Below are 22,243 nucleotides of genomic sequence, written 5' to 3' on the forward strand. Positions count from 1 at the left end.
CGCCGCGGACCGGATTTCGGCGGAAGTTCAGGCCTGCGCCAGCAGGATTTCCGCGAGCTGCCCGGGCGCGGTCACCATCGCGTCGTGCCCGGTGTGCAGTTCCGTGCTGGGCCAGCCGAATTCGGCCGCCCACTTCGCGAAGGGCAGCCGCTTGTTGGGCACGCACAACACGGCGTGGCACGGCACGTCCTCGACGGCACCGGTGAGCCGCGTCGGTTCGCTGAACGTGCGGCGGGGCTGGGGACGGAGGTTCTCCTCCAGCCACGCGACGTCGGCTGGTTCGCGCACGCCGACCGTCGACGCCGGAGGCGTGGCGATCATGCCATCCGCGGTGAGCGAATCGACCCACTCGGGCGCGCGGCTGTCCATGGAGTCGCCGTCGCGGCCGTACCACGCGTCGACGAGCACGATCCGCCGGACGCGCTCCGGCATCCGGTCGGCCGCCTCGCGGACCACGAAACCCGAGTAGCTGTGCCCGACGAGCACCACGTCGTCCAGGCCTTCCAGCAACGCCGCGACCTCGTCGACGTGCGTGCGCAGCCCGATTCCCGGATCACCGGTGCTCAGCGTCGGCGTGTGCACGCGGTGCCCCCGTGCCCGCAGCGGCGCGGCCACCCGCTCCCAGCACCAGCCGCCGTGCCACGCCCCGTGCACCAGCACGTAGTCCACAGTAGACATCCCGTTACCCGTTCCGCCGCAGGAAGTCCTCGACGCGGCGGACTGCCGCGGCCCGCTCGTCACCGTTGAGCGCGAGCGCCCGCACCACCGGGTCGGAGTCGCCGCGCCGCGCGCGCAGCTCCGCCATGCGCTCGTCGAAGGACACCCGCGCCCCGTCCGGGCTGGTCGTCATGTCGCAGTACCACAGCGCGTCCCGCACCAGTGTCCGCTCGTCCTCGAACTCGCCCAGCTCACCGGCGAGCCCGTTCAGCTCCGCGACCCCCGCCGCACCCGCGTGGTGGGCGACCAGCGCGCACACCCGCCGCGGCACGCCGTGCCGCGCGAGGTAGCGGGCGCCGTCGAGCTGGTGGAACCCGGTGACCGTGACCTCGGCGGCGTACCCCACGTCGTGCAGCCAGGCCGACGCGACCAGCACCTGGCCCTCGTCCCGCGGCAGCAGGCGGGCGACCTCCTCCGCCCGGCCCGCGACGCCCCGCGTGTGCCGCCAGCGGCGCGGCAGTTCGCCCGCCAGCAGGCGTTTCGCCGTGGCGCGGGCGCCCGCCACCGAACCGGACTTCAGCTGCGCCCGCACCGCGCGCTCGACGAGGATCGGCACGAACGACGTCACGCGCGCGTCGGCGAACCGCTCGCGCGCGTCCTCGACCCAGCCGTGCAGCACCTGCGGCGGGACGTCCTGCTCCTGCCGCAGGCGGTCCTCCAGCCGCCGGATCTGCTCGTCGACGAACGGGTCGGCCGTCGAGATCATCACCGCCCCAGCGTAACTCCGGACCACCGTCCGGCGGGCACTTGCCTAGGCCGAGGCGTGGCTCCGCGCGCCGGTGGCGGAGTCGCTTCGGTCCTCCTCGTGGGCGCCCCAGTCGATGCGGTAGGCCTCGGGCCGGTCGACCACGATCTGCGGGCGGCGCCGGGTGCCGTAGTCCCAGAACCAGCTCACCAGCGCGCCGATCTTCTCCCGCACGCCGGACAGCAGGATCACGTGCACACCGAGCCACGCCAGGAACGCCAGCGGCCCGGCGAAGTGCATCCGCTTGCTGCCCAGCTCGGCGATCGCCGATCCGCGGCCGATCATCGCCATGATCCCCTTGTCTCGGTAGGCGAACGGACGGCGCTGCCCGCCACGCAGGTCGGCGAGGATGTTGCGGGCGGCCCACTCCCCCGACTGCATCGCGACCGCCCCGAGCTGCGGCAGCTTGTTGCCGTTGGCGTCGTCGGTGATGTTGGCCGAGTCACCCAGCGCGTACACGCCCTCGAACCCGGGCACGGTCAGGTCGGCGGCCACGTCGATCCGGCCGCCCTTGCCCTGCGGCAGCCCCGCGTCGCCGAGCAGGCTTCGCGCCTTGAGCCCACCCGCCCACACGACAGTGCGGGAGGGGATGAAACTGCCGTCCTTGAGCACCACGCCGTCCTTGCGGACCTCCGTCACGCTGATGCCGAGCTTCATCTCCACCCCGGCCGCGCGCAGCTGCTCCGCCGCGTACTTGCGGGACTTCTCGCTGAACGGCATCAGGATGTCGGGCAGCATGTCGACGAGGTAGACCTTGCCCGCCTTCGCGAGGTCCTTCGACAGGTAGGCGGGCACCACCTCGCGCATGCTCTCGGCCACCGCGCCCGCGGTCTCGACCCCGGTCGCCCCGCCGCCGACGACCACGACGTTCAGCGCGCCCTGCTCGATGTAGCGGGGGTCGCGGTCGGCGGCGTCGAGCACGCCGAGCAGCCGCGACCGCAGCCGCGTGGCGTCGTTGAGCGAGTACAGCGGGAACGAGTACTCGGCGGCGCCGGGGATGCCGAAGAAGTTGACCTCCGCGCCGGCGGCGATGACGAGGACGCGGCCGCGGAAGGTCAGCCCGTCCGCGGTGGTGACGGTCCGCGTGGCCGGGTCGATCCGGGTGATCTCGGCCGTGGTGACCCGGACCGACCGGTCGCGGCGGAAGATCGACCGCAGTGGCCGTGCCACGTCGCGGTTGGCCAGCTGGGCCGTCGCCACCTGGTAGATCAGCGGCTGGAACTGGTGGTAGTTGTTCTTGTCGAGCAGCAGCACGTCCACGCCGTGCGCGGCCAGCTCCTTCGCGGCGCTCACACCGGCGAACCCCGCGCCCAGGATCACTACCTCGTGCGTCCGCTCACGCACCGAATCCACCATCGTCGTCGCTCCCCTGTCGCTCCGGCTCCATCGAGGACCGGCTACCCGCGACCGGGGAGCACGACACGTCGCCGGCTCAGCCGCCCTGCAGCACCGCGCGGGTCAGCACCCGCCCACCGATGCCCCAGCCACCCTCGGCGACCTCGTCGACGAGCACCATCGTGTTCGCACGGGCGCGCTCGCCGAACGTCTCAACGTACAGCTCGGTGACGCGGCTGACCAGCTCCTGCTTCTGCTCGGCGGACAGCAGTCCCTCGGGCACCTTCAAATTGGCGAACGGCATGTTCTCCCCGCTTTCCCTCATCGGTTGCGACCTCCAGGCTCCCCGTCCCGGACGGCGCCTGCCAGGGGTTGCCGTCCCCAGGTTCGGCGGCGCGCCCGGGCGGATACTGGTCCGGTGAACCTCGCTGAGCTGGGCGTCTTCCTGCGCTCCCGCCGGGCCCGCATCCGGCCGGGTGAGGTGGGCCTGCCCGGGGGTCCCCGCCGCCGCGTGCCGGGGCTGCGGCGCGACGAGGTCGCGAACCTCGCGGGCGCCTCCGTGGACTACTACACGGAGCTGGAACGCGGCCGGGGCGCGCAGCCGTCCGCGCAGATGCTGGCCGCGCTCGCCAGGGCGCTGCGGCTGGACAGCGACGAGCGGGCCCACCTGTTCCACCTCGCCGGCCGTCCCGTGCCGCCGCCGCACGGGCACCTCGCCCACGTGCAGCCCGCGATGCTCGACCTGCTGGGCCGCCTCACCGGCACGCCCGCGCAGATCATCACCGACCTGCACGAGACGCTCGTGCAGAACCCGCTCGCCGTCGCGCTGCTGGGCGCGCACCCGCGCGGGGGCGGCTTCGAGGCGAGCTTCGCCTACCGCTGGTTCACCGATCCGGCGGCGAGGGCGGTGTACCCGCCGGAGGACCACCAGCACCAGTCGGAAGCCTTCGCGGCGGACCTGCGGGCCGCGCTCGGGCGCCGCGGCCGCGACCGGCACGCGGAGGAGCTGGTGGCGCGGCTGCGGCGGCTCAGCACCGAGTTCGAGGAGCTGTGGGCCCGTGGCGACGTCGCGGTGCGGCGCCGGGACAGCAAACGGATCGTGCATCCGGAGGTCGGCGTGCTCGACCTCGACTGCCTGACCCTGCTCAGCGAGGACGGCAGGCAGCGGCTGCTGTGGTTCGTCCCGCGGGCGGGTACCGACGCCGCCGACCGGCTGCGGTTGCTGGAGGTCGTCGGCAGCCAGGAACTGGGCAGTACGCGCTGAGGCCTCCGCTCAGGACGCGAGCTGCGGGTAGATCCCGGTGAGGTCGCCGGACAGCTTCGCCCGCAGCTGCCGGGTCACCTCGTCCGCGAGCACCTCGAGGCGCCCCTGCTCGATCCCGTCGAGCGCCTGGGCGGCGACGTCGGCGGGGTCCACCTTCGGGCCCTCCACGCGGGCGGCCATGTCGGTGTCCATGTAGCCGACGTGCAGGGCCGTGACGAGGGTGCCCTGGTCCTGCAGTTCGAGGCGCAGCCCGTTGGTGAGCTGGAGCTCGGCGGCCTTCGCCGCCGAGTAGCCGGCCGCCCGCGGGCCGGTGGTGAACCACGACAGGATGGACAGCACGTTGAGGATCGCCCCGCCACCGTTGCGGGCCAGCACGGGCGCGAAGGCACGGGCCATCGCGAGGGTGCCGAAGTAGTGCGTCTCCATCTCGAGGTGGAGCGCTTCGAGCGTGCCGCCGAGGAAGGACGAGCCCGTCGAGACCCCGGCGTTGTTCACCAGGAGCTGCACGTCCCCGGCCTGCTCCGCCGCGGCCCGCACCGCCGCGGGGTCGGTGATGTCGAGCGCCAGCGGGACGACCCCCGGCAGGTCGACGCTCTCCGGTTTCCGCGCCGCGGCGTACACCTTGGCGGCGCCGCGGTCGAGCAGCGCGGCCGCGAACTGCCGCCCCAGCCCGCGGTTGGCGCCCGTGACCAGCGCGACCGAGCCCTTGATGTCCATGGTCGTTCCCCTCCATCTGACTTTTGTTTTTCAAGTTAACCTGGTAACTGGAGAAACGCAAGCCAGAGGGGGTAACCTGGTGGCCGAGGAGGCGGGAACGATGCGGACTACGGGTTTCGAGCCGCTGCCGGAGTCGGTGGCGTGCTCGATCGAACGCGCGGTGAGCGTGCTCGGGGAGCGCTGGACGCCGCTGATCCTGCGGGAGCTGCACCTGGGTGTCGTGCGCTTCGCCGACATCCAGCAGCGGCTGGGCATCGCGACGAACCTGCTGACCACGCGGCTGGCGACGCTCGTGGGGGCGGGCGTCGTGGAGAAGCGGCCCTACCGCGAGGCAGGCGCCCGGACGCGCTACGAGTACCACCTGACGGACGCGGGCCGGGACGCGCTGGTGGTGCTCGGCGCGCTGCAGCAGTGGGGCGACCGGCACCTGCCGCGGGAGGCGGGCCCGTCGTTCACCCGCCACGACCGCCGCACCGGCGCCCGGCTCGACGTGTCCTTCACCGACCCCGACGGGCACGCGGTCCCGCTGGAGGCGGTGCGGATGGTGTACCACGGCGGTCCGCGACCGTCCTCAGTGGACTGATCCCTGCGTCCACGTGACCGGCAGTGCGTGCACCCCGTAGATGTTCATGTCCGTCCGCAGCCTCACCTCCGCCGCGGGGACCGCGAGGGCCAGCGACGGGAAACGCCGCAGCAGGCCACCGAAACCGGCGCGCATCTCGATCCTCGCGAGCTGCTGGCCCAGGCACTGGTGGACGCCGTGCCCGAAGGACAGGTGACCGCGCGCCTTCCGGTGGACGTCCAGCTCGTCCGGGTGCTCGAAACGCTCGGGATCCCGGTTGGCCGCCAGCAGCGACACCACGACCGTCGAGCCCTTGGCGATCTTCTCGCCGCCCAGTTCGAGGTCCTCCGAGGCGTAGCGGTAGAAGATGTCCGCGACCGACAGGTACCGCATGAGCTCCTCGACCGCGTTCGGCATCAGCTCCGGGTCGGCGCGCAGTTCGGCCAGCTGCGCCGGGTTTTCCAGCAGCGCGAACGTGCCCAGCGCCAGCATGTTCGCCGTCGTCTCGTGGCCGGCGAGCAGCAGCAGGAACGCGATGCCCGTCAGCTCCTCGATGCCGAGGTCGTCGTGGCGCGCCAGGTCGGACAGGATGTCCTCGCCGGGTTCGGCGCGCTTGCGCGTCACCAGTTCCGCGAGGTAGCCGCTCATCGCGCCGTACGCGCCGATCTTCTCCTCCAGCGTGATGTCCTTCTCCAGGAACTTCGCCGAGTTGACCTGGAACGTCGCCCGGTCCTCGTACGGGACGCCGAGCAGCTCGCAGATCACCAGCGACGGCACCGGCAGCGCGAACTCCTGCACCAGGTCCACCGGTGGCGTCAACCGGGCCAGGTGGTCCAGCTGCCGCTCCACGATCTCGACGATCTGCTCCTCCAGCAGCTGCATCCGGCGCACCGTGAAGGCGCCGGTGAGCTTGCGCCGCAACCGGGTGTGGTCCGGCGGGTCCATCGCGACGAACAGGCCCGGCGTCTGCGGGGACGGCTCGGTCTGCACGGGCATACCCGGCGTCTCGTACGGCACGTGGATGATGCCGAGGTCCTGCCGCGAGCTGAACCGGGTGTCCGCCATCATCTGCCGCACCGCCTCGTACCCGGTGACGAGCCAGCCTTCGTGGCCGTCGGGGAACAGCATCGGGCTGACCGGGCGCTCCGCGCGCAGCCGCGTGATCTCGCTCGGCGGCGCGAACGGTCCGGCGTCGCGCCGCATCGGCAGGCCGTGGGGGATGGCACTCATCGCGTTCGTCCTTCCGTGGTGGGGTGTGGTGACCACGGTCGCCGGGAGCGCTGACACGGGGCGGACACGGCTCTGACACCGGCCCATCCCCTGGTCAGGACCATGGCAGAATCGGCACGGTGCAGATCCGGCTGCTGGGACCGTTCGAGGTGCGCACGGACGACGGCGCCCCGGTCGACGTCCCGGGCGCCCGGCTGCGCGCCCTGCTGATCGCGCTCGCGCTGGAACCCGGCCACACGGTCCCCAAGGCGACCCTCGTCGACTGGATCTGGGGCGAGCAGCCGCCCGGGGAAGCGGCGAACGCCTTGCAGCGCCTGGTTTCCCGGCTGCGCAAGGCACTGCCGGAAGGCTCCGTCGAAGGACAGCCCGACGGCTACCGGCTCAAGATCGACCCGGACTCCGTCGACGCCGTGCGGTTCGAACGCCTCCTCGCCCGGACCCGCGACGGCGAGGACCCGCAGGTGGTCCGGCGGCTGCGGGAGGCGCTCGCCCTGTGGCGCGGCGCCGCGATGCAGGACGTCGGGTTGCAGGAGAGCGGGGCGTTCGACGCGGCCGCCACCCGGCTCGAAGCGTTGCGCCTGACGGCGATGGAGGACCGATTCGACGCGGAGCTCAGCCTCGGCCACGGTGCGGAGCTGGTCACGGAACTGACCGACCTGGTGGCCGCGCACCCGGTGCGGGAACGGCTCGTCGCCGCGTTGATGCGGGCGCTCGTCGCGACCGGCCGTGACACCGACGCACTGCTGGTGTACGAGCGCACTCGGGAGGCACTGGCCGACACGCTGGGCGTCGACCCCTCCCCCGAGCTGTCGGCGCTGCACGTCGCGTTGCTGCGGGGTGAGCTGGGGCGCCGGGAGGACAACCGCAAGACCAACCTGCGCGCCGAGCTGACCAGTTACGTGGGCAAGGACGGCGACGTGACGGCGGTCCGCGAGCTCGTCGCCGAACACCGGCTCACGACGCTGATCGGGCCGGGCGGTTCCGGGAAGACGAGGCTGGCGGCGGAAACCGCGCGCACCCTGCTCGGCGACCTGCCGGAGGGCGCGTGGCTCGTGGAGCTCGCGCCACTCGGCGCCGACGGGGACGGCAGCGGCAACGACGTCGCACAGGCCACGCTCGCCGCGCTCGGGCTGCGGGACGCGCTGCTCGGCGAAGCGTCGGACGCCGAGCCCACGGACCGGGTCATCGCCGCTATCCGCGACCGGACGATGGTGCTGGTGCTGGACAACTGCGAGCACGTGATCGCCTCCGCCGCGACGTTCGCGCACCGCGTGCTCGGCGAATGCCGCCGGCTGCGGATACTCGCGACGAGCAGGGAACCACTGGGCATCACCGGTGAGGCGCTGTGGCCGGTCGCGCCGCTGGCGCTGCCCCCGGAAGGCGCCGACCCCCGCGAGATCGAGGCGGCCCCCGCGGTCCGGCTGCTGCGGGACCGGGCGGCCGCGGTGCGCAAGGACCTCGCGGACGACGACGCCGCGTTGCCGACGCTGGCCCGCGTCTGCCGGGCGCTGGACGGGATGCCGCTGGCGATCGAACTCGCCGCGGCCCGGTTGCGCACGATGTCGCTCGACCAGCTCGCCCACCGCCTCGACGACCGTTTCCGCCTGCTGACCGGCGGCAGCAGGACGGCGTTGCCGCGGCACCGCACGCTGCGCGCGGTGATCGACTGGAGCTGGGAACTGCTCAGCGAAGCCGAACGCGTCGTCCTGCGCCGGCTTTCGGTGTTTTCCGGCGGGGCGAGCCTGGAAGCGGCCGAGCACGTCTGCGCGGGCGACGAGGTCGAGTCGTGGCAGGTGCTCGAACTGCTCACCGCGCTGACCGAGAAGTCGCTCGTGGTCAGCGGGGGCGAGGAGGCGCCGCGCTACCGGATGCTCGGCACGATCAAGGAGTACGCGCAGCAGCGCCTCGCGGAGGCGGGCGAAACGGAGTCTGCCCGCCTCGCGCACCTCGCGTATTTCACGCAGCTCGCCGAAACCGCGGAGCCGCACCTCCGCCGTGCGCGGCAACGGGAATGGCTCGCGATCCTCGAAGCCGAGCACGACAACATCGCGGCCGCGGCGCGGGGCGCGCTCGCGGCGGGCGAAGCGGCCGGGGCCATGCGGCTGGCCGCCGCCGCGGGCTGGTACTGGTGGCTCGCCGGGCACAAGGCCGAGGGCAGTGAGCTGATCCTGGCCGCCGCCGCGTTGCCGGGCGAAGTGGCTGACGAGATCCGTGGCGTGGTGTACGGGTTCGTCACGGGGTTCATGACCTCCGGGCGGGGCAGCGACCAGTACAACGCCGTGGACTGGATCCACAAGGCCTACGAGATCGGCCGCCGCGTGGTGAACCCGCACCCGGCGGTGAAGATGTCCGCCGCGCTGGAGCGGCTGCTGAACGGGCCGGACGAGTACCTGGCCGCGTTCGAACCGCTCGTCGACGACGAGGACCCGTGGGTGCGCGCCCTCGCCAGGCTGCAGCTCGGCAAGATGCGGATCCAGCTCGGCCACGGCGGCCGGGACGCGGACGAGCACCTCGAAGCGGCGCTCGCGGAGTTCCGCGCGCTCGGCGAGCGGTGGGGCATCTCGTTCGCGCTGACGGAGCTGGCGGAACGGGTCGCCGTCCGCGGGGAGTTCGCCGCCGCCGTCGAGTACTACGGGCAGGCGGTCACGGTAGTCACCGAGGTCGGCGCCGTCGAGGACGTCGTGCGGCTGCGGTCGAGGCAGGCCCAGTTGTACTGGCTGTCAGGCGACGAGGAGTCGAGCGCGACCGCGCTGGCGGAGGCGCAGCGGTACGCGGAACACCTCGCGTGGCCGGAGTCGCTCTCCGAGCTGGCGCTGGCGAAGGCGGAGCTGGCGCGCTGGCGCGGTGACGCCGAACAGGCGCGGCGGCAGCTCGACGTGGCGACGACGGCGATGGGCGAAGCCGCCGGGCGGGCGCACGTCCGCGCGATGCGGCACGACCTGCTCGGCTACCTCGCCGAGGAGCTCGACCAGTCCCGCGAACACCGCGCGAAGGCGTTCGAAGCCGCTTCCGAGGCGGGACACCCGCTCATGGTCGCCCAGGTGCTCGTCGGGATCGCGGACCTGGCGCTGCGCGCCGGACAGGACGAGCAGGCCGCGCGCCTGCTCGCGGCGAGCACCGCCGTGCGCGGGCTGCCCGACCGGTCCCACCCCGACGCCATCAGGATCGAGCGGACCACGCGAAGTCGCCTCGGTGACACGAAGTTCACCGAGGCGACGGACGAGGGAACGCGGGCGGACTGGCGCGAGCTGGCCGGGGTCACGCTCGCTTGCTGAACGTCGCACGGGCCCACAGGTAGCCGACGAGACCGATTCCGGCGCACCACGCGACGGCGGCGATCGCCTGGCCCGTCTGCGGTGTGCCCGTCAGCAGCCCGCGCAGGGTTTCGATGATCGGCGTGAAGGGCTGGTACTCGGCGAACTGCCGGATGCCCTGCCCCATCTTGTCCGCGGGCACGATCGCGCTGCTGAAGAACGGCAGCATGACCAGCGGCAGCGACGCCATGCCCGCGGTCTCCGGGGACTTCGCCGCCAGTCCCAGCGCGACCGTGAGCCAGGCCGCCGCGGTGGCGAGCAGGACCACGAGCCCGACCGCGCCGAGCCAGCCGGGGAAACCGGCCGACGGGCGGAAACCCAGCAGGAAGGCGACCCCGACGAGGGCCGCGATGGCGAGCAGGTTGGTCAGCACGCTGGTGACCACGTGCCCGGTCAGCACCGCGCCGCGGGAGACGTCCATGGCCTTGAAGCGGTTGATGATGCCCTTCGTCGCGTCGGAGTTCACCGAGATCGCGGTGGCGCCGAGCCCGTAGCAGACGGCCAGCAGCATCAGCCCCGGCGTGGCGTAGTCGACGTAGTCGACCCCGACGCTGAACGCGTCGCCGATGACGTAGACGAACATGAACATGAGCACGATGGGCATCAGCACGCCGTTGAACACCGAGGTCGGGTTCCTGGCGACGTGCTTGAGGTTGCGCCGCAACATGACGGCCGACTGGGATTTCATCGCGAAACCACCTCCGTGGCGTGGCCCGTGAGGGCGAGGAAGACGTCGTCGAGATCGGGGGTGTGGACGGAGAGCTCCTCGGCGGCGACCGCGTACTCGTCGAGCCGGTCGAGCAGTGCCCGCAACGACTTCGTGCCGCCGTCGCTGGGCACGCGCAGGGAAAGCGCTTCCTCGTCCTTTGTGGACTCGGGGAGGACGCGTGCCGCGGCGTCGAGTTCGGCGGCGGTGCCGAACCGGAGCCGGACGTGGGTGCCGGGGATCCGGCGCTTGAGCTCGCCGGGGGTGCCCTGGGCGACCAGGCGACCCTGGTCGAGCACGGCGATCCGGTCGGCGAGCTGGTCGGCCTCGTCGAGGTACTGGGGGGTGAGGAAGATGGTGACGCCGTCGGCCACCAGCTCGCGGATGATCGTCCACATCGTACGGCGGCTGCGCGGGTCCAGCCCCGTCGTCGGCTCGTCGAGGAAGATGATCCGCGGGTTCCCGACGAGCGTCATCGCGAGGTCGAGCTTCCGGCGCATACCGCCGGAGTAGCTCGCCGCGGGCTTCTGCGCCGCTTCGGTGAGGTCGAAGCGATCCAGCAACCCGGCGACGATCCGGTCGCCATCGCTCGTGACAGCCCGGTTCAGGTCCACCATCAGCTGGAGGTTCTCCTGCCCGGTCAGCAGTTCGTCGACCGCGGCGAACTGCCCCGTGACGCCGATCGCCGCCCGCACGGCCCTGGCGTCGGTCGCGACGTCGTGCCCGGCGACGTGCACCGTCCCGGCGTCGGCTTGCACGAGGGTGGTCAGGATGTTGACCGTCGTGGTCTTGCCCGCCCCGTTGGGCCCGAGCAGGGAGAACACGCTGCCCGCCTGGACGCTCAGGTCGATTCCGTCGAGGACGACCTTGTCCTGGTAGGCCTTCCGCAACCCGGAGGCCGCTATCGCTGTTTTCGTCATGCCGCCACTGTCATCGGGGGTGCTGACACGCACCTGACACCCGTCTGACGCGGGGTGGCGCCGGAGCCCGGGTGCGCGTCACCGCGAGCGAGCGCCAGGACACCGTCGTGCTTGCAGGCCCGGCCGGGCTCACCGCGTGCGCGTCAGGGCACCGTCGTGCTCGTCGAGCCGGGCGACCGCGCGGACGACGCCGACGTGGAGGTCGCCGAGCACGTCAAGGTCGAGTTCGCCGACGGCGCGCTGCGCGGCCGGTTCGGCGGCGACGTGGTCGTCAAGGTGGGCGACTGCCCATCCGGATCGGCCGGAGGACGCGGGGCCGGGCGGAGCTGGCCAACGCCTCCGGCGGCATCAGCGGCGGCACCGCCCGCGTGGATGCCAAGAGCACCAAGGGATCCGTGCGCAGCTCCATGTCCACACGGGACGCAGCCGCGACCACGACCCGCCCCGGCAGGCCCGGCCGGGCCCTACCGCGTGCCCGTCAGCCCGTCCAGCATGAGGTTGAGGGTGAAGTCGAAACGGTCGTGCCCGGTGCCGGCGGTCAGCTCGGCGGCGTGGCGCTTGGTGTGGGGGAACGTGTCGGGCAGTGCGGCGAACCGGCGCAGCAGCTCCTCGCGGCTGACGACCCACGTGTCGTCGCTGCGGTCGATGCGCGTGTTCACCAGCGACACCTCGAGGCTGTAGGCGTTGACGTAGAGCATCAGCGAGTCGATCGCCCAGGCCGCGACCTGCGGCTCCACCCCGCCGGCGAGCACGATGCCGAGCATCCCCTCGCTCACCCGCAGGGTGTCCAGATTGGACGGTGCGGCGGCGAACGCGGCCTGCGAGATCCCCGGGTAGCGCAGGTACTGGTCACGCAGCTGCGCGCAGACGTCGACGAGCTGCTCGCGCCACCGGGCCGGGTCCGGCTCCGGGAGGGTGATCTCGGCGCAGAGCCTGCCGATGAGCAGCTCGTCGAGGTCCTCCTTGTTGACCACGTGCGCGTAGAGCGACGAGGGCCCGGTCTCCAGCGCCGTGGCCACGCGGCGCATCGTCAGCGCCCCGTACCCCTCCCGCGCCACGATGCCGAACGCGGTGTCGATGATCGCGTCGACCGTGATCGGCTGTTTGCGCCCGCCGGACGAGCCACGGCGGCCCGCCGGGACGTCCGTGGCCAGCTGGTGCCGCGCCGCGCGCCGTTGCCGTGGAGTCGGTGACATGCGGGCAGTCTAACCCAGCCGACGAACAGTGTTCCCGCACACTTCGAACGCCGTTCGTCTCGTCACGAACACTGTTCTGATGTAGAACGGTGTTCGTGACTACTGACCAGCGCACCTCCGGCGCACCCTCCTCGCTCACCCTGCCGCTGCGCACCGCGTGGCTCGTCCTCGTCGTCGTGTTCCTCGCCGACCTCATGGACCTCGTCGACTCCAGCATCGCCAACCTCGCGGGCCCCTCCATCCGCGCCGACCTCGGCGGACGCCAGGTCACCGTGCAGTGGGTGCTGTCCGCCTACACCGCCGCCTTCGCACTCGGCCTCGTCACCTCGGGACGGCTCGGGGACCTGCTCGGCCGCCGGCGGCTGTTCCTGCTCGGCATGACCGGCTTCACCCTGACCTCGCTGGCGTGCGGCCTCGCTCCCGACGCCGTGTTCCTGATCGTCGCCCGCACGCTCCAGGGCCTGTTCGGATCGGTCATGATCCCGCAGGGGCTGGCCCTGATGAAGGTCGTGTTCCCGCCCCAGCACCTGCGCAGGGCGCTGATGCCGATCGGCCCGCTGATGGGCGTGGCCACCGTGGCAGGCCCGGTGCTGGCGGGCTGGCTGCTCCACCTCGACCTGTTCGGCAGCCAGTGGCGCGCCATCTTCCTGATCAACGTCCCCATCGGCGTGCTCGCCGCCGCACTCGCGTGGCGCGTGCTGCCCCGGCGTGGCGGCGAGGACCCGTCCGCCCGCCTCGACCTCACCGGCGTCGGCCTGCTCACCGCCGCCTCGGCCCTGCTCATCGTCCCGCTCATCCAGGGCCGCGAACTCGGCTGGCCCGCGTGGACGTACGTGATGATGGGCGCCGCAGTCGCCGTGTTCGCGCTGTTCGTGGTCTCCGAACGACGCAGCGGCCACCCGGTCATCACGCCGTCGCTGTTCCGCAAGCGCAGCTTCGTCGTCGGGCTGGCGGTCGTGGCCGGGTTCTACGCCTCGCTGAGCGCGTTCGTCCTGGTCATCAACCTGCTGCTGCAGACGGGCCTGGGCTGGGACCCGCTGCGGACGGGCCTCGCGCTGATCCCCTGGGCGCTCGGCACCGCCGTCGCGGTCCTGCTCTCCGGCGCCGTGCTCGCCGAGAAACTGGGCCGCGCGAGCCTGCACCTGGGGCTGGGCATCGCCGTCGTGGGCCTGCTGGGCCTGTGGTGGTCCACCGCCCACTGGGGCGCCGACGTGACCGTCGCGAAGCTGGCGCCCGCGTTGCTGCTCACCGGGTTCGGCTCGGGGCTGGTCTTCGTCCCGCTGGTCGACTTCATCCTCGGCGACGCCACCACCGAGGAGGTCGGCACCGGCGCGGGCCTGCTCAACGCCGTGCAGCAGTTCGCCGGGGCGCTGGGTGTCGCCGCGCTCGGCACGGTGTTCTTCACCAAGGCGGGGCACTCGTCCTTCGCGGCCGCCGAACTGGTCTTCGGCATCACCGCGGGCCTGAACGTCCTCACGCTGCTGCTGGTGGGACTACTGCCCAGGCACGCGCAGCAGACCCACGGCTGAGCGGTTCAGCCCGTGCGCTTGCGCTTGGCCGTGGTCTTGCGGCGCGTCGTCTTGGCGGGCGGCGTGGCCCACACGTCGGGGAGGTTCTTGTCGACCAGTGCGGCCAGCGACTGCAGCGACGCTTCGAGGTCGACCCCCTCGGGGTCGATGAGGGCCTGCAGGTGGATCCCGATCGCGGCACCGTTGAGCGCGACCGCGGTCGCCCGCTCCTGCGCCGCGGCGACGTCCGGGTCGGCGCCCTCCGGGCGCTGCGCCCGCAGCCACAGCTCCACGCCGTCGCGGCGGTCCCTGAGGAACTCCAGGTACTGGTCGTGCACCCCGCCGGTGCTGCTCATGGCCTCGGTGAGCACCATGAACATCAGCGCGGAGTTGCCGCTGCGCACCCAGGCGGCGTAGTCGGCCAGCAGCTTGGCCAGCGAGGGCAGGGTCCGGTACTGCTCCGAGCCCATGAACCGGTCGATCGCCCGCATGAGCACGGCCATCAGGAGGCCGTCCTTGTTCTTGAAGTGCCACGGGATGCTGCCCCGGCTGATCCCGGACCGCTCGGCGATGTCCACGAACGACGTGCGGTCGAAGCCGCGCTCGGCGAACAGCTCCTCCGCCGCGTCGAGGATGCGCCGGCGACTCTCGTCGCCGATCTCGTCGATGCGGCGCCGCCCTGGAGAACTCACACGCGTCATCCTAGGCCGACAACCCCACCGACTCTATGCCGGCTGTTATAAAGCAGGACATGACGACGGTGGAGGCGCAGGGGTCCGGCAGCACGGTCCGGACGGAGGTACGTGACGGCGTGGGGCGGGTGACGCTGACCAGACCGGAGCGGCTGAACGCGATCACCCACCGGCTGCTGGCCGAGCTGCGGGACGCGCTGCTCGGCCTCGGCGAGCGGCGCGACGTCGGCGCGGTGGTGCTTTCCGGTGAGGGGCGGGCGTTCTGCGCGGGGCTCGACCTCGACGCGGGCCTCGCCGACCCGGCGATCGACGACCCGGTCGAGGCGATGCAGGCGGGCATGGCGGCGGGGGCGGCGGTCACGCTGGCGATGCGCACGATCCCGCAGCCGGTCGTCGCCGCGGTCCAGGGGCACGCCGTCGGAGCGGGGTTCGCGTTCGCCGCCGCGGCCGACGTCCGCTTCGTCGCCCCCGATGCCCGGTTCTCCGCCCCGTTCCTGCGACTGGGCATGACGGTCGGCGATTTCGGGCTTTCGTGGCTACTGCCGCGCATCATCGGGCACGGTCGCGCCTCGCACCTGTTCTACTCGGCGGGCACGCTCGACGCGGAGCAAGCGGTCGCGTGCGGGCTGGCCGCGGAGGTCGTCGAGGATCCGCTCGCCGCAGCGACGGCGTTCGCCACGGAACTGGCCGCGCAGCCGCCGTACGGGGTGCGGGTGAGCAAGGAACTGCTCGAAGCCGGCGTGGGCTCGTCCCTGCGCGACCACCTCGAAGCGGAAGCCCGGGCACAGACCATCGGCGCGCTGACCGGATCGGCGCAGGCCGCCATGGCCGCGGCCCTGGCGGCGACGAAGCGGCGGAAGGGTTGATCATCCTTTGTAGACGGTGAGCACGTCGGACCTCGTCATCATGGTGACCACGCCGGGCGCCAGCCGGACCCGCATGGTCGCCGGCATCCCGGTCCCAATGGCGCCGCCGACCTTGCCGAGGACCTGGTCGACATCCGGCCCTGGCCTACCTGACCCCGCCGCTCGCGTGACAGATGGTGCAACGGTACTGACCGATCGGTCACCCCAGCGGCCGGGCACCAGGCTCGCGAACGTGGCGCGGGCTAGCGTCGGTGGCATGGAAAATCCCGTGGTCAAGCGGCTGCTCGACGCCATCAACGCGCACGACCCCGACGCGATCGCCGCCAACTTCGCCGAGGACGTGGACACCTCGCACCCCGCTCACCCCGCGCGGGCGTTCGTCGGCAGGGAGAACGTCCGGAAGAACTGGGTCATGATCCTCAAGGCGTTCCCGGACATCCACGTCGAGGTCGTCGACTCGGTCACCGCAGGCGACGACTTCTGGGGCGAGTTCCACTACGTCCGGCCCGGCGCGACCGACATGCGCGGCGTCATCGTGATCACGGTGCGCGGCGACGAGATCGTGCGATCCCGCTTCTTCATGGAAGAAGTCGAACAGGCGCCCAGCGAGCACCCGATGCCGAGCGTGCCGGCCACGAGCGGCTGACCGCTCACCGCCCCGTCGAACCGTCGATCCACTCGCGCAGGATGTCGGCGTGGCCGGCGTGGCGGGCGGTCTCCTCGATCAGGTGCGTCAGCGCCCACCGGAGGCCGGGCCCGCCCCGCCGCACCGGAGCACCGAGATCGGCGCACCCGTCCAGCACCTCGTTCGCCCGCTTGACCGCCGAGCGGTACCGATCGACCACCTCGGCCACGCTGTCCTCCGGCGCGGCGCGGAACGTCGCCTGCCAGTCGGTCACCTTGTCGCCGAGGAACATCGCCCGCTCGACGAACGTCAGGTGGTTGAGCAGGCCCAGCAGGTTCGTGCCCGACGGCACCGCCGCCGTCCGGACCTCGGGCTCGGGCGCCCCCTCGACCTTCGCGGCGATCGACGTCCGCAGGTAGTCCAGGAACCCGCGCAGCACCTCGGCTTCGCTGCTTCCGGTGCGGGGCGGTGGCGTGTCGCGGCGACGAGGCATCACGCGGCCCGCCGGATGAGCAGGACGTGATCGGTGACCTCGGCGGTGGTCCCGTCCGGTCCGGTCGCGATCCGGCGGGGCGCGTCGGCCCGCTCGACCGTCCACTCCGGACTTAGATTGAGGTTCGCGGCGATCTCCTGGGGCGACAGGAAGCGAGCGTTCTGGTCCCAGGACCAAGGTGCGACCGAACCGTGGTCGACGACCAGCAGGTGCCCGCCCGGGCGCAACGCGTGTGCTGCCGCGCGGAAGACCGTGGTCCGGTCCAGTTCGAACGGCGTGTGCAGGTAGTGGGCGCTGATCAGGTCGAACTCGCCGGGCGGGAAGCCGTCGCCGAGATCGTGCTGGAACGCGGTGATGCGGGCATCGAGAGCGCGGACCTTCGAGACCGCCACGGCCGAGATGTCCACCGCGGTGACCTTCCACCCCCGGTCGGCGAGCCACAGCGCGTCACCTCCGCCGCCGCAGCCGAGGTCCAGCGCGTCGCCCGGCGGTAGGTCGGCGACGACTTCGGTGAGGCGGACGTTCGGGTTGGTGGCCGCCGGCAGGGACGCGTGCAGGTCGTCCCAGAACTGGACGTTCATGGCTACTCCTCGGGTCGGTGTCGGCTCCAGTCTGTCCAGCCGCCCGCGAATCCGGCACGAGATCTTGCCGTTCTGGCAAGCTGGACGCGTGAACACGGACGAAGTGCTCGCCTCCGTCGGGCCGCGGCTGCGGGCGCTGCGGCGCCAACGGGGCATCACGCTCGCCGAACTCGCGCGGATCACCGGCGTCTCCGAGAGCACCCTGTCGCGCCTGGAAAGCGGGCAGCGCCGGGCGACGCTCGAACTGCTGCTCCCGCTGGCCCACACCTACGGCGTACCGCTGGACGACCTCGTCGGCGCACCACCGACCGGCGATCCCCGCATCCACCTCACCCCGATCCACCGGTTCGGGATGACCTTCGTGCCCCTGTCCCGGCGGCCCGGCGGGGTGCACGCGTTCAAGATGGTCATCCCCTCCTCCCCGGAACCACTCGAACCGACCCCGCAGACCCACGCCGGGTTCGAATGGCTGTATGTCCTCAGTGGACACCTGCGGCTGCTCGTCGGCGACCGGGACCTGGTCGTGCCGCCGGGTGAAGCGGCCGAGTTCGACACGTCCTCGCCGCACTGGCTGGGCAGCGCCGACGGCGGGGCCGTCGAGCTCCTCATCCTGTTCGACCCGCAGGGCGTCCGCACCCACATCCCCGGCAGCTGACCGTCAGCCAACCGTCAGGTTCGCGGGCACCGGGCCGTCAGGCTCGGGCGGTGTGCTGGAGGGGCATTGGTCCACCGCCCCTTGGGAGTTCACCGTCATGGCCGCACTGCTCCACCGGCTCGGTGCCTGGGCGCACCGGCACCGCCGGATCGTCCTGGTCGCCTGGCTGGCCGTCCTCGCCGGCATCGGCGCGCTGTCCGCCACCGCAGGCGGCTCGTACGAGGACGACTTCTCGATCCCGGGCTCGCGTGCCCAGCAGACGCTGGACACCGTGTCGCACGAGTTCGCCGCCGCTTCGGGCGCCTCCGCACAAGTCGTGTTCGTGGCACCCGAAGGACTCGAGGTCGCCGGGCAGAAACCCGTCATCGAACAGACGCTCGCCGCCGCCGCGAAGGCACCGCAGGTCGCCGGGGTGGTGGACCCGTTCGCCGCGAAGATGATCTCGCCGGACGGTCGCACCGCGCTGGCGAACGTCAACTACGCCGAGAAGAGCGCCCAGCTCGCGGACGGCACGCTGGACGCGCTGGAGGACGCGTTCCAGCCCGCCCGCGACGCCGGGCTGCGGGTGGAGCTCGGCGGTTCCGCCTACGCGAACAGCTCCGACGACAGCGGCCAGGGCGCCGAGGTGCTGGGGTTGCTGATCGCGCTGGCCGTCCTCGTGATCACGTTCGGCTCCCTGATGGCGGCCGGGTTGCCCCTGCTCACCGCGCTGCTCGGGGTCGGCGCGACCGTCACCGGGCTGGCCGCCGCCTCCGGTGCGCTCACGCTGCCGACGACCGCGCCCGCCATGGCCCTCATGCTCGGACTGGCGGTCGGCATCGACTACGCGTTGTTCATCGTGGCGCGGCACCGGTCGCAGCTGGCGGCAGGCATGCCCGTGGCGGAGTCGGCCGCCCGCGCGATCGGCACGGCGGGCACCGCCGTCGTGTTCGCCGGGCTCACCGTGGTGATCGCGCTGGCCGGGCTGGCGGTCGTCCGGATCCCGTTCCTGACCGCGATGGGCCTGTCCGCAGCCGGCTCGGTGGTCGTCGCGGTGCTGATGGCGGTCACCCTGATCCCGGCGCTGCTGGGCTTCGCCGGGGAACGGCTGCGGCCGAAGCCCGGTTCGCGTGCCGCCCGGCGTGAGGCCGGACGGCCGAGCCTGGGTTCGCGCTGGGTCCGGTTGATCACCCGCCGGCCGCTGGTCACGGTGGTCACCGTCGTCGTGGCGCTCGGCGTCATGGCGGCGCCCGCGCTGGGGTTGCGGCTCGCGCTCACCGACAACGGTTCCGCTCCGGTCGCCAGCACACAGCGCCAGGCGTACGACCTCACGGCGGCCGCGTTCGGCCCCGGCTTCAACGGCCCGTTGCTGGTACTGGCCGATCTACGCGACAACGGCGACCCCACCGCCCTGACCGGGAAGCTCGGCGCAGTCGACGGCGTGGCCGCCGTGAGCGCCCCGCAGCTGTCCGCGGACGGCCGGTACGCGCTCCTGCGCGTGATCCCCGAGACCGGGCCGCAGGACGAACGCACCGAACAGGTCGTGGCCGACCTGGAGGCGGCGGGCGGGCCGTCCGTCGCGGTCACCGGCTCGACCGCCATCGCACTCGACATCTCCGACCTGGTGAGCGCGTCACTGGTGCCCTTCGCCCTGATCGTCGTGGGACTCGCGGTCCTGTTGCTGCTGCTGGCCTTCCGGTCGATCGTGGTGCCGCTGAAGGCGGCGCTGGGCTTCCTGCTCTCGGTCGGCGCGGCGCTGGGCGCGGTGGTCGCGGTGTTCCAGTGGGGCTGGTTCGCCGACCTCATCGGGGTTTCGCACACCGGGCCGGTGATCACCTTCATGCCGGTCATCCTCATGGCGGTCCTGTTCGGACTCGCCATGGACTACGAGGTCTTCCTGGTCAGCCGCATGCACGAGGTGTACGCCCGGAGCGGGGACCCGCGCCGCGCGGTCACCCGGGGCTTCGGCGCCTCGGCCCGGGTCGTGGCGGCCGCCGCGCTGATCATGGTCGCGGTCTTCGCGAGCTTCGTCCCGGCCGGTGACGCCACGTTGAAACCCATCGCCTTCGCGCTGGCGATCGGTGTGCTGCTGGACGCGTTCCTGGTCCGGATGACGCTCGTGCCCGCGGTGCTGGCCCTGGCCGGGCACCGGGCGTGGCGGCTGCCGCGGTCACTCGACCGGGTGCTGCCGAACCTGGACGTCGAGGGCGCGCGGCTCGCCGAGCCCGCGAAGACGCGTCGTGCCGTCCCCGTCGAGGTGGTGAGATAGGGGACGTGGACCGCATCCTGGTGGTGGACGACGACCCTGGCCTGCGGGAGCTGCTGTTGTCCGCGCTGAAGTTCGCGGGGTTCGAGGTCGAGGCGGCCGGCGACGTGCCGGCCGCGCTCGCCGCGATCGACGCCCGGCCGCCGGACGCGATCGTGCTGGACGTGATGCTGCCCGGCACCGACGGTTTCGACCTGGTGCAGCTGCTGCGGTCGCGGGAGGTCCACGTGCCCGTCATGTTCCTGACCGCGCGCGACGAGCTGGACGACCGCGTGCGCGGGCTGCGGCTCGGCGGCGACGACTACCTCACCAAACCGTTCAACGTCGTGGAGGTCGCCGCGCGGCTGGAGGCGCTGCTGCGGCGGGCCCGCCGCGTGCCGCCGGACGTGCCGGAGGGCGTGCTGCGCTGCGACGACCTGGAAATGGACGAGGCACGGCACGTGGTGACCCGCGGCGGGCAGCCGGTCGAGCTCTCCCCCACCGAGTTCCGGCTGCTGCGGTACCTGCTCCTCAACGCCGGGCGGGTGGTCTCCAAGGCGCAGATCCTCGAACACGTCTGGCAGTACGACTTCGGCGGCGACGCGGGCGTGGTGGAACGGTTCGTCTCCAACCTCCGCCGCAAGATCGACCTGGGAGGTCCGTCGTTGATCCACACCGTGCGGGGGTTCGGGTACAGCCTGCGGCCGGTGCGGCGGTGAAGCGGCTATCGCGGTGGCAGCTGACGCTCGTCGGGCTGCTCGCCGGGCCGGAGGCCGCCGCCGTCACCGCCTCCGTCCAGAAGGCTTTCGACGCCCAGCGGCGGGCCGAGGAACTGTTGCGCAGCTTCGTCGCCGACGCCAGCCACGAACTGCGCACACCGCTCGCGACCATGCACGGCTGGATCGACCTCTACGCCCAGGGCGGCCTCACCGATCCCGAGCAGCTCGACCACGCGATGGAACGGATGCAGGCCGAGGTGGACCGGATGCGGCTGCTCGTCGACGAGCTGGGCCTGCTGGCCCACCTGACCACGTCGAGGCCGCTGAACCGCGAGCCGGTGGACGTGGTGGCGCTGGCGGGCGAGGTGGTCGACGACGCGAGGGTGGTCAGCGCGGACCGCGTGATCACCCTGCGCGGGGCGGCGCGGGCGGTCGTCGACGGGGACGGGCCGCGCATCCAGCAGGTGCTGCGCAACCTCGTCGGCAACGCGGTGCAGCACACTCGCCCTGGCACGCCGGTCACCGTGACCGTCACCGCCGCCGACGACGAAGTGGCGATCGCGGTGAGCGACGAGGGCGAGGGGATCGCACCTGAGCACCTGCCGCACGTGTTCGAACGCTTCTACCGCGCCGATCCCAGCCGCAGCCGCGACGGCGGTGGCTCGACGGGCCTGGGACTGGCCATCGTGGAGGCGATCGTGACCGCGCACGGCGGCACGGCCGGGGTGACCTCCACGGTCGGCCAGGGCACCACGGTCCGGGTCACCTTCCCCACCACGGCACCCGCCGAGGACTGAGCGCTCACGACGTCCTGCTGTCGTACTCCCGTTGGCTCGCCTCGATTTCCGCGCTGCGCTCGACGGTCCAGTCGTAGAGGTGTCCAAACGGGACACGCAGTGACTCGCCCAACGGGGTCAGCGAGTACTCAACCCCGACGGGCGAGGTCGGCAGGACGGTGCGCCGGACCATCCCGTTGCGTTCGAGGCGGCGCAGGGTCTGCGTCAGCACCCGCTGCGTGATCCCGTCGAGACACCGCTTCAGCTCGTTGAAGCGCGCCGGGCGCTCCAGCACCGCCATGACCATCATGGACCACTTGTCGGCGATCTGGTCCAGGATCGGCCGGCTCGGGCAGTCGGCGCTGAAGAACGGTCGCGGCTCCCCCATGGTGTCCTCC

23 protein-coding genes are annotated in these 22,243 nt (G+C 72.3%); 10 read left to right on the forward strand and 13 right to left on the reverse strand.

All coding sequences use genetic code 11. The features are described from left to right. Window positions 1-27: 27 nt before the first annotated feature. The 4 genes from ABFX51_RS38300 to ABFX51_RS38315 all read right to left on the reverse strand — a co-directional run bounded on the left by ABFX51_RS38300 (window position 28) and on the right by ABFX51_RS38315 (window position 3,122). Window positions 28-678 carry an alpha/beta fold hydrolase gene (locus ABFX51_RS38300; RefSeq protein WP_346056749.1) on the reverse strand — a complete coding sequence of 217 codons (651 nt, stop codon included), beginning with the start codon at window positions 676-678 and terminating at the stop codon, window positions 28-30. A 4-nt stretch (window positions 679-682) separates the two neighbouring features. Next, window positions 683-1,423: a three-helix bundle dimerization domain-containing protein gene (locus ABFX51_RS38305; RefSeq protein ID WP_091508646.1), complete on the reverse strand. Its 741-nt coding sequence runs from the start codon at window positions 1,421-1,423 to the stop codon at window positions 683-685. Window positions 1,424-1,468: 45 nt separating this feature from the next. Further along, a complete protein-coding gene (locus tag ABFX51_RS38310) occupies window positions 1,469-2,806 on the reverse strand; it encodes an NAD(P)/FAD-dependent oxidoreductase (protein ID WP_346056750.1) in 1,338 nt (445 codons plus the stop codon). Window positions 2,807-2,894: 88 nt separating this feature from the next. Continuing rightward, window positions 2,895-3,122 (reverse strand): tautomerase family protein, encoded by a 228-nt coding sequence (locus ABFX51_RS38315; RefSeq protein WP_245783106.1) that lies wholly within the window; start codon window positions 3,120-3,122, stop codon window positions 2,895-2,897. Between the two features lie 93 nt (window positions 3,123-3,215). Here ABFX51_RS38315 and ABFX51_RS38320 point away from each other — a divergent pair, with 93 nt between their 5' ends. After that, on the forward strand, window positions 3,216-4,061 hold the full coding sequence (locus ABFX51_RS38320) for an MmyB family transcriptional regulator (RefSeq protein WP_346056751.1): 846 nt from the start codon (window positions 3,216-3,218) through the stop codon (window positions 4,059-4,061). 9 nt (window positions 4,062-4,070) lie between these two features. Here ABFX51_RS38320 and ABFX51_RS38325 read toward each other — a convergent pair whose 3' ends face one another. Further along, entirely contained in the window at window positions 4,071-4,778 is a 708-nt protein-coding gene (locus ABFX51_RS38325; protein WP_346056752.1) for an SDR family oxidoreductase, read from the reverse strand. Window positions 4,779-4,878: 100 nt separating this feature from the next. On the opposite strand from ABFX51_RS38325, the gene ABFX51_RS38330 reads away from it, so the two are divergent. Beyond that, window positions 4,879-5,361 carry a winged helix-turn-helix transcriptional regulator gene (locus ABFX51_RS38330; RefSeq protein ID WP_346056753.1) on the forward strand — a complete coding sequence of 161 codons (483 nt, stop codon included), beginning with the start codon at window positions 4,879-4,881 and terminating at the stop codon, window positions 5,359-5,361. Here ABFX51_RS38330 and ABFX51_RS38335 read toward each other — a convergent pair. After that, window positions 5,350-6,570, reverse strand: a complete 1,221-nt coding sequence (locus ABFX51_RS38335) for a cytochrome P450 (protein WP_346056754.1) — start codon at window positions 6,568-6,570, stop codon at window positions 5,350-5,352. The two genes, ABFX51_RS38330 and ABFX51_RS38335, sit on opposite strands and share 12 nt — an antisense overlap. Window positions 6,571-6,689: 119 nt before the next feature. Here ABFX51_RS38335 and ABFX51_RS38340 point away from each other — a divergent pair, with 119 nt between their 5' ends. Beyond that, window positions 6,690-9,845, forward strand: a complete 3,156-nt coding sequence (locus ABFX51_RS38340) for an AfsR/SARP family transcriptional regulator (protein WP_346056755.1) — start codon at window positions 6,690-6,692, stop codon at window positions 9,843-9,845. Here the strand turns inward: ABFX51_RS38340 and ABFX51_RS38345 are convergent. The 3 genes from ABFX51_RS38345 to ABFX51_RS38355 all read right to left on the reverse strand — a co-directional run bounded on the left by ABFX51_RS38345 (window position 9,829) and on the right by ABFX51_RS38355 (window position 12,706). Then, window positions 9,829-10,572, reverse strand: a complete 744-nt coding sequence (locus ABFX51_RS38345; RefSeq protein ID WP_346056756.1) for an ABC transporter permease — start codon at window positions 10,570-10,572, stop codon at window positions 9,829-9,831. The genes ABFX51_RS38340 and ABFX51_RS38345 overlap by 17 nt on opposite strands. Further along, entirely contained in the window at window positions 10,569-11,510 is a 942-nt protein-coding gene (locus ABFX51_RS38350) for an ATP-binding cassette domain-containing protein (RefSeq protein WP_346056757.1), read from the reverse strand. The genes ABFX51_RS38345 and ABFX51_RS38350 overlap by 4 nt, the downstream gene beginning before the upstream one ends. Before the next feature lie 464 nt (window positions 11,511-11,974). Further along, window positions 11,975-12,706 (reverse strand): TetR/AcrR family transcriptional regulator, encoded by a 732-nt coding sequence (locus ABFX51_RS38355; RefSeq protein WP_346056758.1) that lies wholly within the window; start codon window positions 12,704-12,706, stop codon window positions 11,975-11,977. 95 nt (window positions 12,707-12,801) lie between these two features. Between ABFX51_RS38355 and ABFX51_RS38360 the strand changes: the two genes are divergently transcribed. Further along, a complete protein-coding gene (locus ABFX51_RS38360; protein ID WP_346056759.1) occupies window positions 12,802-14,235 on the forward strand; it encodes a DHA2 family efflux MFS transporter permease subunit in 1,434 nt (477 codons plus the stop codon). 5 nt (window positions 14,236-14,240) lie between these two features. On the opposite strand, the gene ABFX51_RS38365 is transcribed toward ABFX51_RS38360, so the two are convergent. Next, window positions 14,241-14,906 (reverse strand): TetR/AcrR family transcriptional regulator, encoded by a 666-nt coding sequence (locus ABFX51_RS38365; protein WP_177228742.1) that lies wholly within the window; start codon window positions 14,904-14,906, stop codon window positions 14,241-14,243. 59 nt (window positions 14,907-14,965) lie between these two features. On the opposite strand from ABFX51_RS38365, the gene ABFX51_RS38370 reads away from it, so the two are divergent. Further along, window positions 14,966-15,772 carry an enoyl-CoA hydratase/isomerase family protein gene (locus ABFX51_RS38370; protein WP_346056760.1) on the forward strand — a complete coding sequence of 269 codons (807 nt, stop codon included), beginning with the start codon at window positions 14,966-14,968 and terminating at the stop codon, window positions 15,770-15,772. 256 nt (window positions 15,773-16,028) lie between these two features. Beyond that, window positions 16,029-16,418, forward strand: coding sequence for a nuclear transport factor 2 family protein (locus ABFX51_RS38375; protein WP_177228743.1), 390 nt, complete (start codon window positions 16,029-16,031; stop codon window positions 16,416-16,418). A gap of 4 nt (window positions 16,419-16,422) precedes the next feature. Here ABFX51_RS38375 and ABFX51_RS38380 read toward each other — a convergent pair whose 3' ends face one another. Then, window positions 16,423-16,890, reverse strand: a complete 468-nt coding sequence (locus ABFX51_RS38380) for a DinB family protein (protein WP_091508910.1) — start codon at window positions 16,888-16,890, stop codon at window positions 16,423-16,425. Further along, on the reverse strand, window positions 16,890-17,471 hold the full coding sequence (locus ABFX51_RS38385) for a methyltransferase domain-containing protein (RefSeq protein ID WP_346056761.1): 582 nt from the start codon (window positions 17,469-17,471) through the stop codon (window positions 16,890-16,892). Before ABFX51_RS38385 ends, ABFX51_RS38380 begins: the two co-directional genes overlap by 1 nt. An 88-nt stretch (window positions 17,472-17,559) precedes the next feature. Here ABFX51_RS38385 and ABFX51_RS38390 point away from each other — a divergent pair, with 88 nt between their 5' ends. The 4 genes from ABFX51_RS38390 (at window position 17,560) to ABFX51_RS38405 (ending at window position 21,866) form a co-directional block, all read left to right on the forward strand. Continuing rightward, complete coding sequence (locus ABFX51_RS38390; protein ID WP_346056762.1) at window positions 17,560-18,126, forward strand: helix-turn-helix domain-containing protein; 567 nt, start codon at window positions 17,560-17,562, stop codon at window positions 18,124-18,126. A 97-nt stretch (window positions 18,127-18,223) separates the two neighbouring features. After that, a complete protein-coding gene (locus ABFX51_RS38395; protein ID WP_346056763.1) occupies window positions 18,224-20,374 on the forward strand; it encodes an MMPL family transporter in 2,151 nt (716 codons plus the stop codon). Further along, the gene (locus ABFX51_RS38400; RefSeq protein WP_091508912.1) at window positions 20,371-21,069 is read left to right on the forward strand and encodes a response regulator transcription factor; all 699 of its coding nucleotides are present in this window, start codon (window positions 20,371-20,373) and stop codon (window positions 21,067-21,069) included. The genes ABFX51_RS38395 and ABFX51_RS38400 overlap by 4 nt, the downstream gene beginning before the upstream one ends. After that, on the forward strand, window positions 21,066-21,866 hold the full coding sequence (locus ABFX51_RS38405) for a sensor histidine kinase (protein WP_346056764.1): 801 nt from the start codon (window positions 21,066-21,068) through the stop codon (window positions 21,864-21,866). Before ABFX51_RS38400 ends, ABFX51_RS38405 begins: the two co-directional genes overlap by 4 nt. 4 nt (window positions 21,867-21,870) lie before the next feature. On the opposite strand, the gene ABFX51_RS38410 is transcribed toward ABFX51_RS38405, so the two are convergent. Further along, window positions 21,871-22,233, reverse strand: a complete 363-nt coding sequence (locus ABFX51_RS38410; protein WP_091508683.1) for a winged helix-turn-helix transcriptional regulator — start codon at window positions 22,231-22,233, stop codon at window positions 21,871-21,873. Window positions 22,234-22,243: the final 10 nt, after the last annotated feature.

The sequence above is a fragment of the Amycolatopsis dongchuanensis genome, assembly GCF_039542405.1.
GTDB lineage: Bacteria > Actinomycetota > Actinomycetes > Mycobacteriales > Pseudonocardiaceae > Amycolatopsis_E > Amycolatopsis_E sacchari.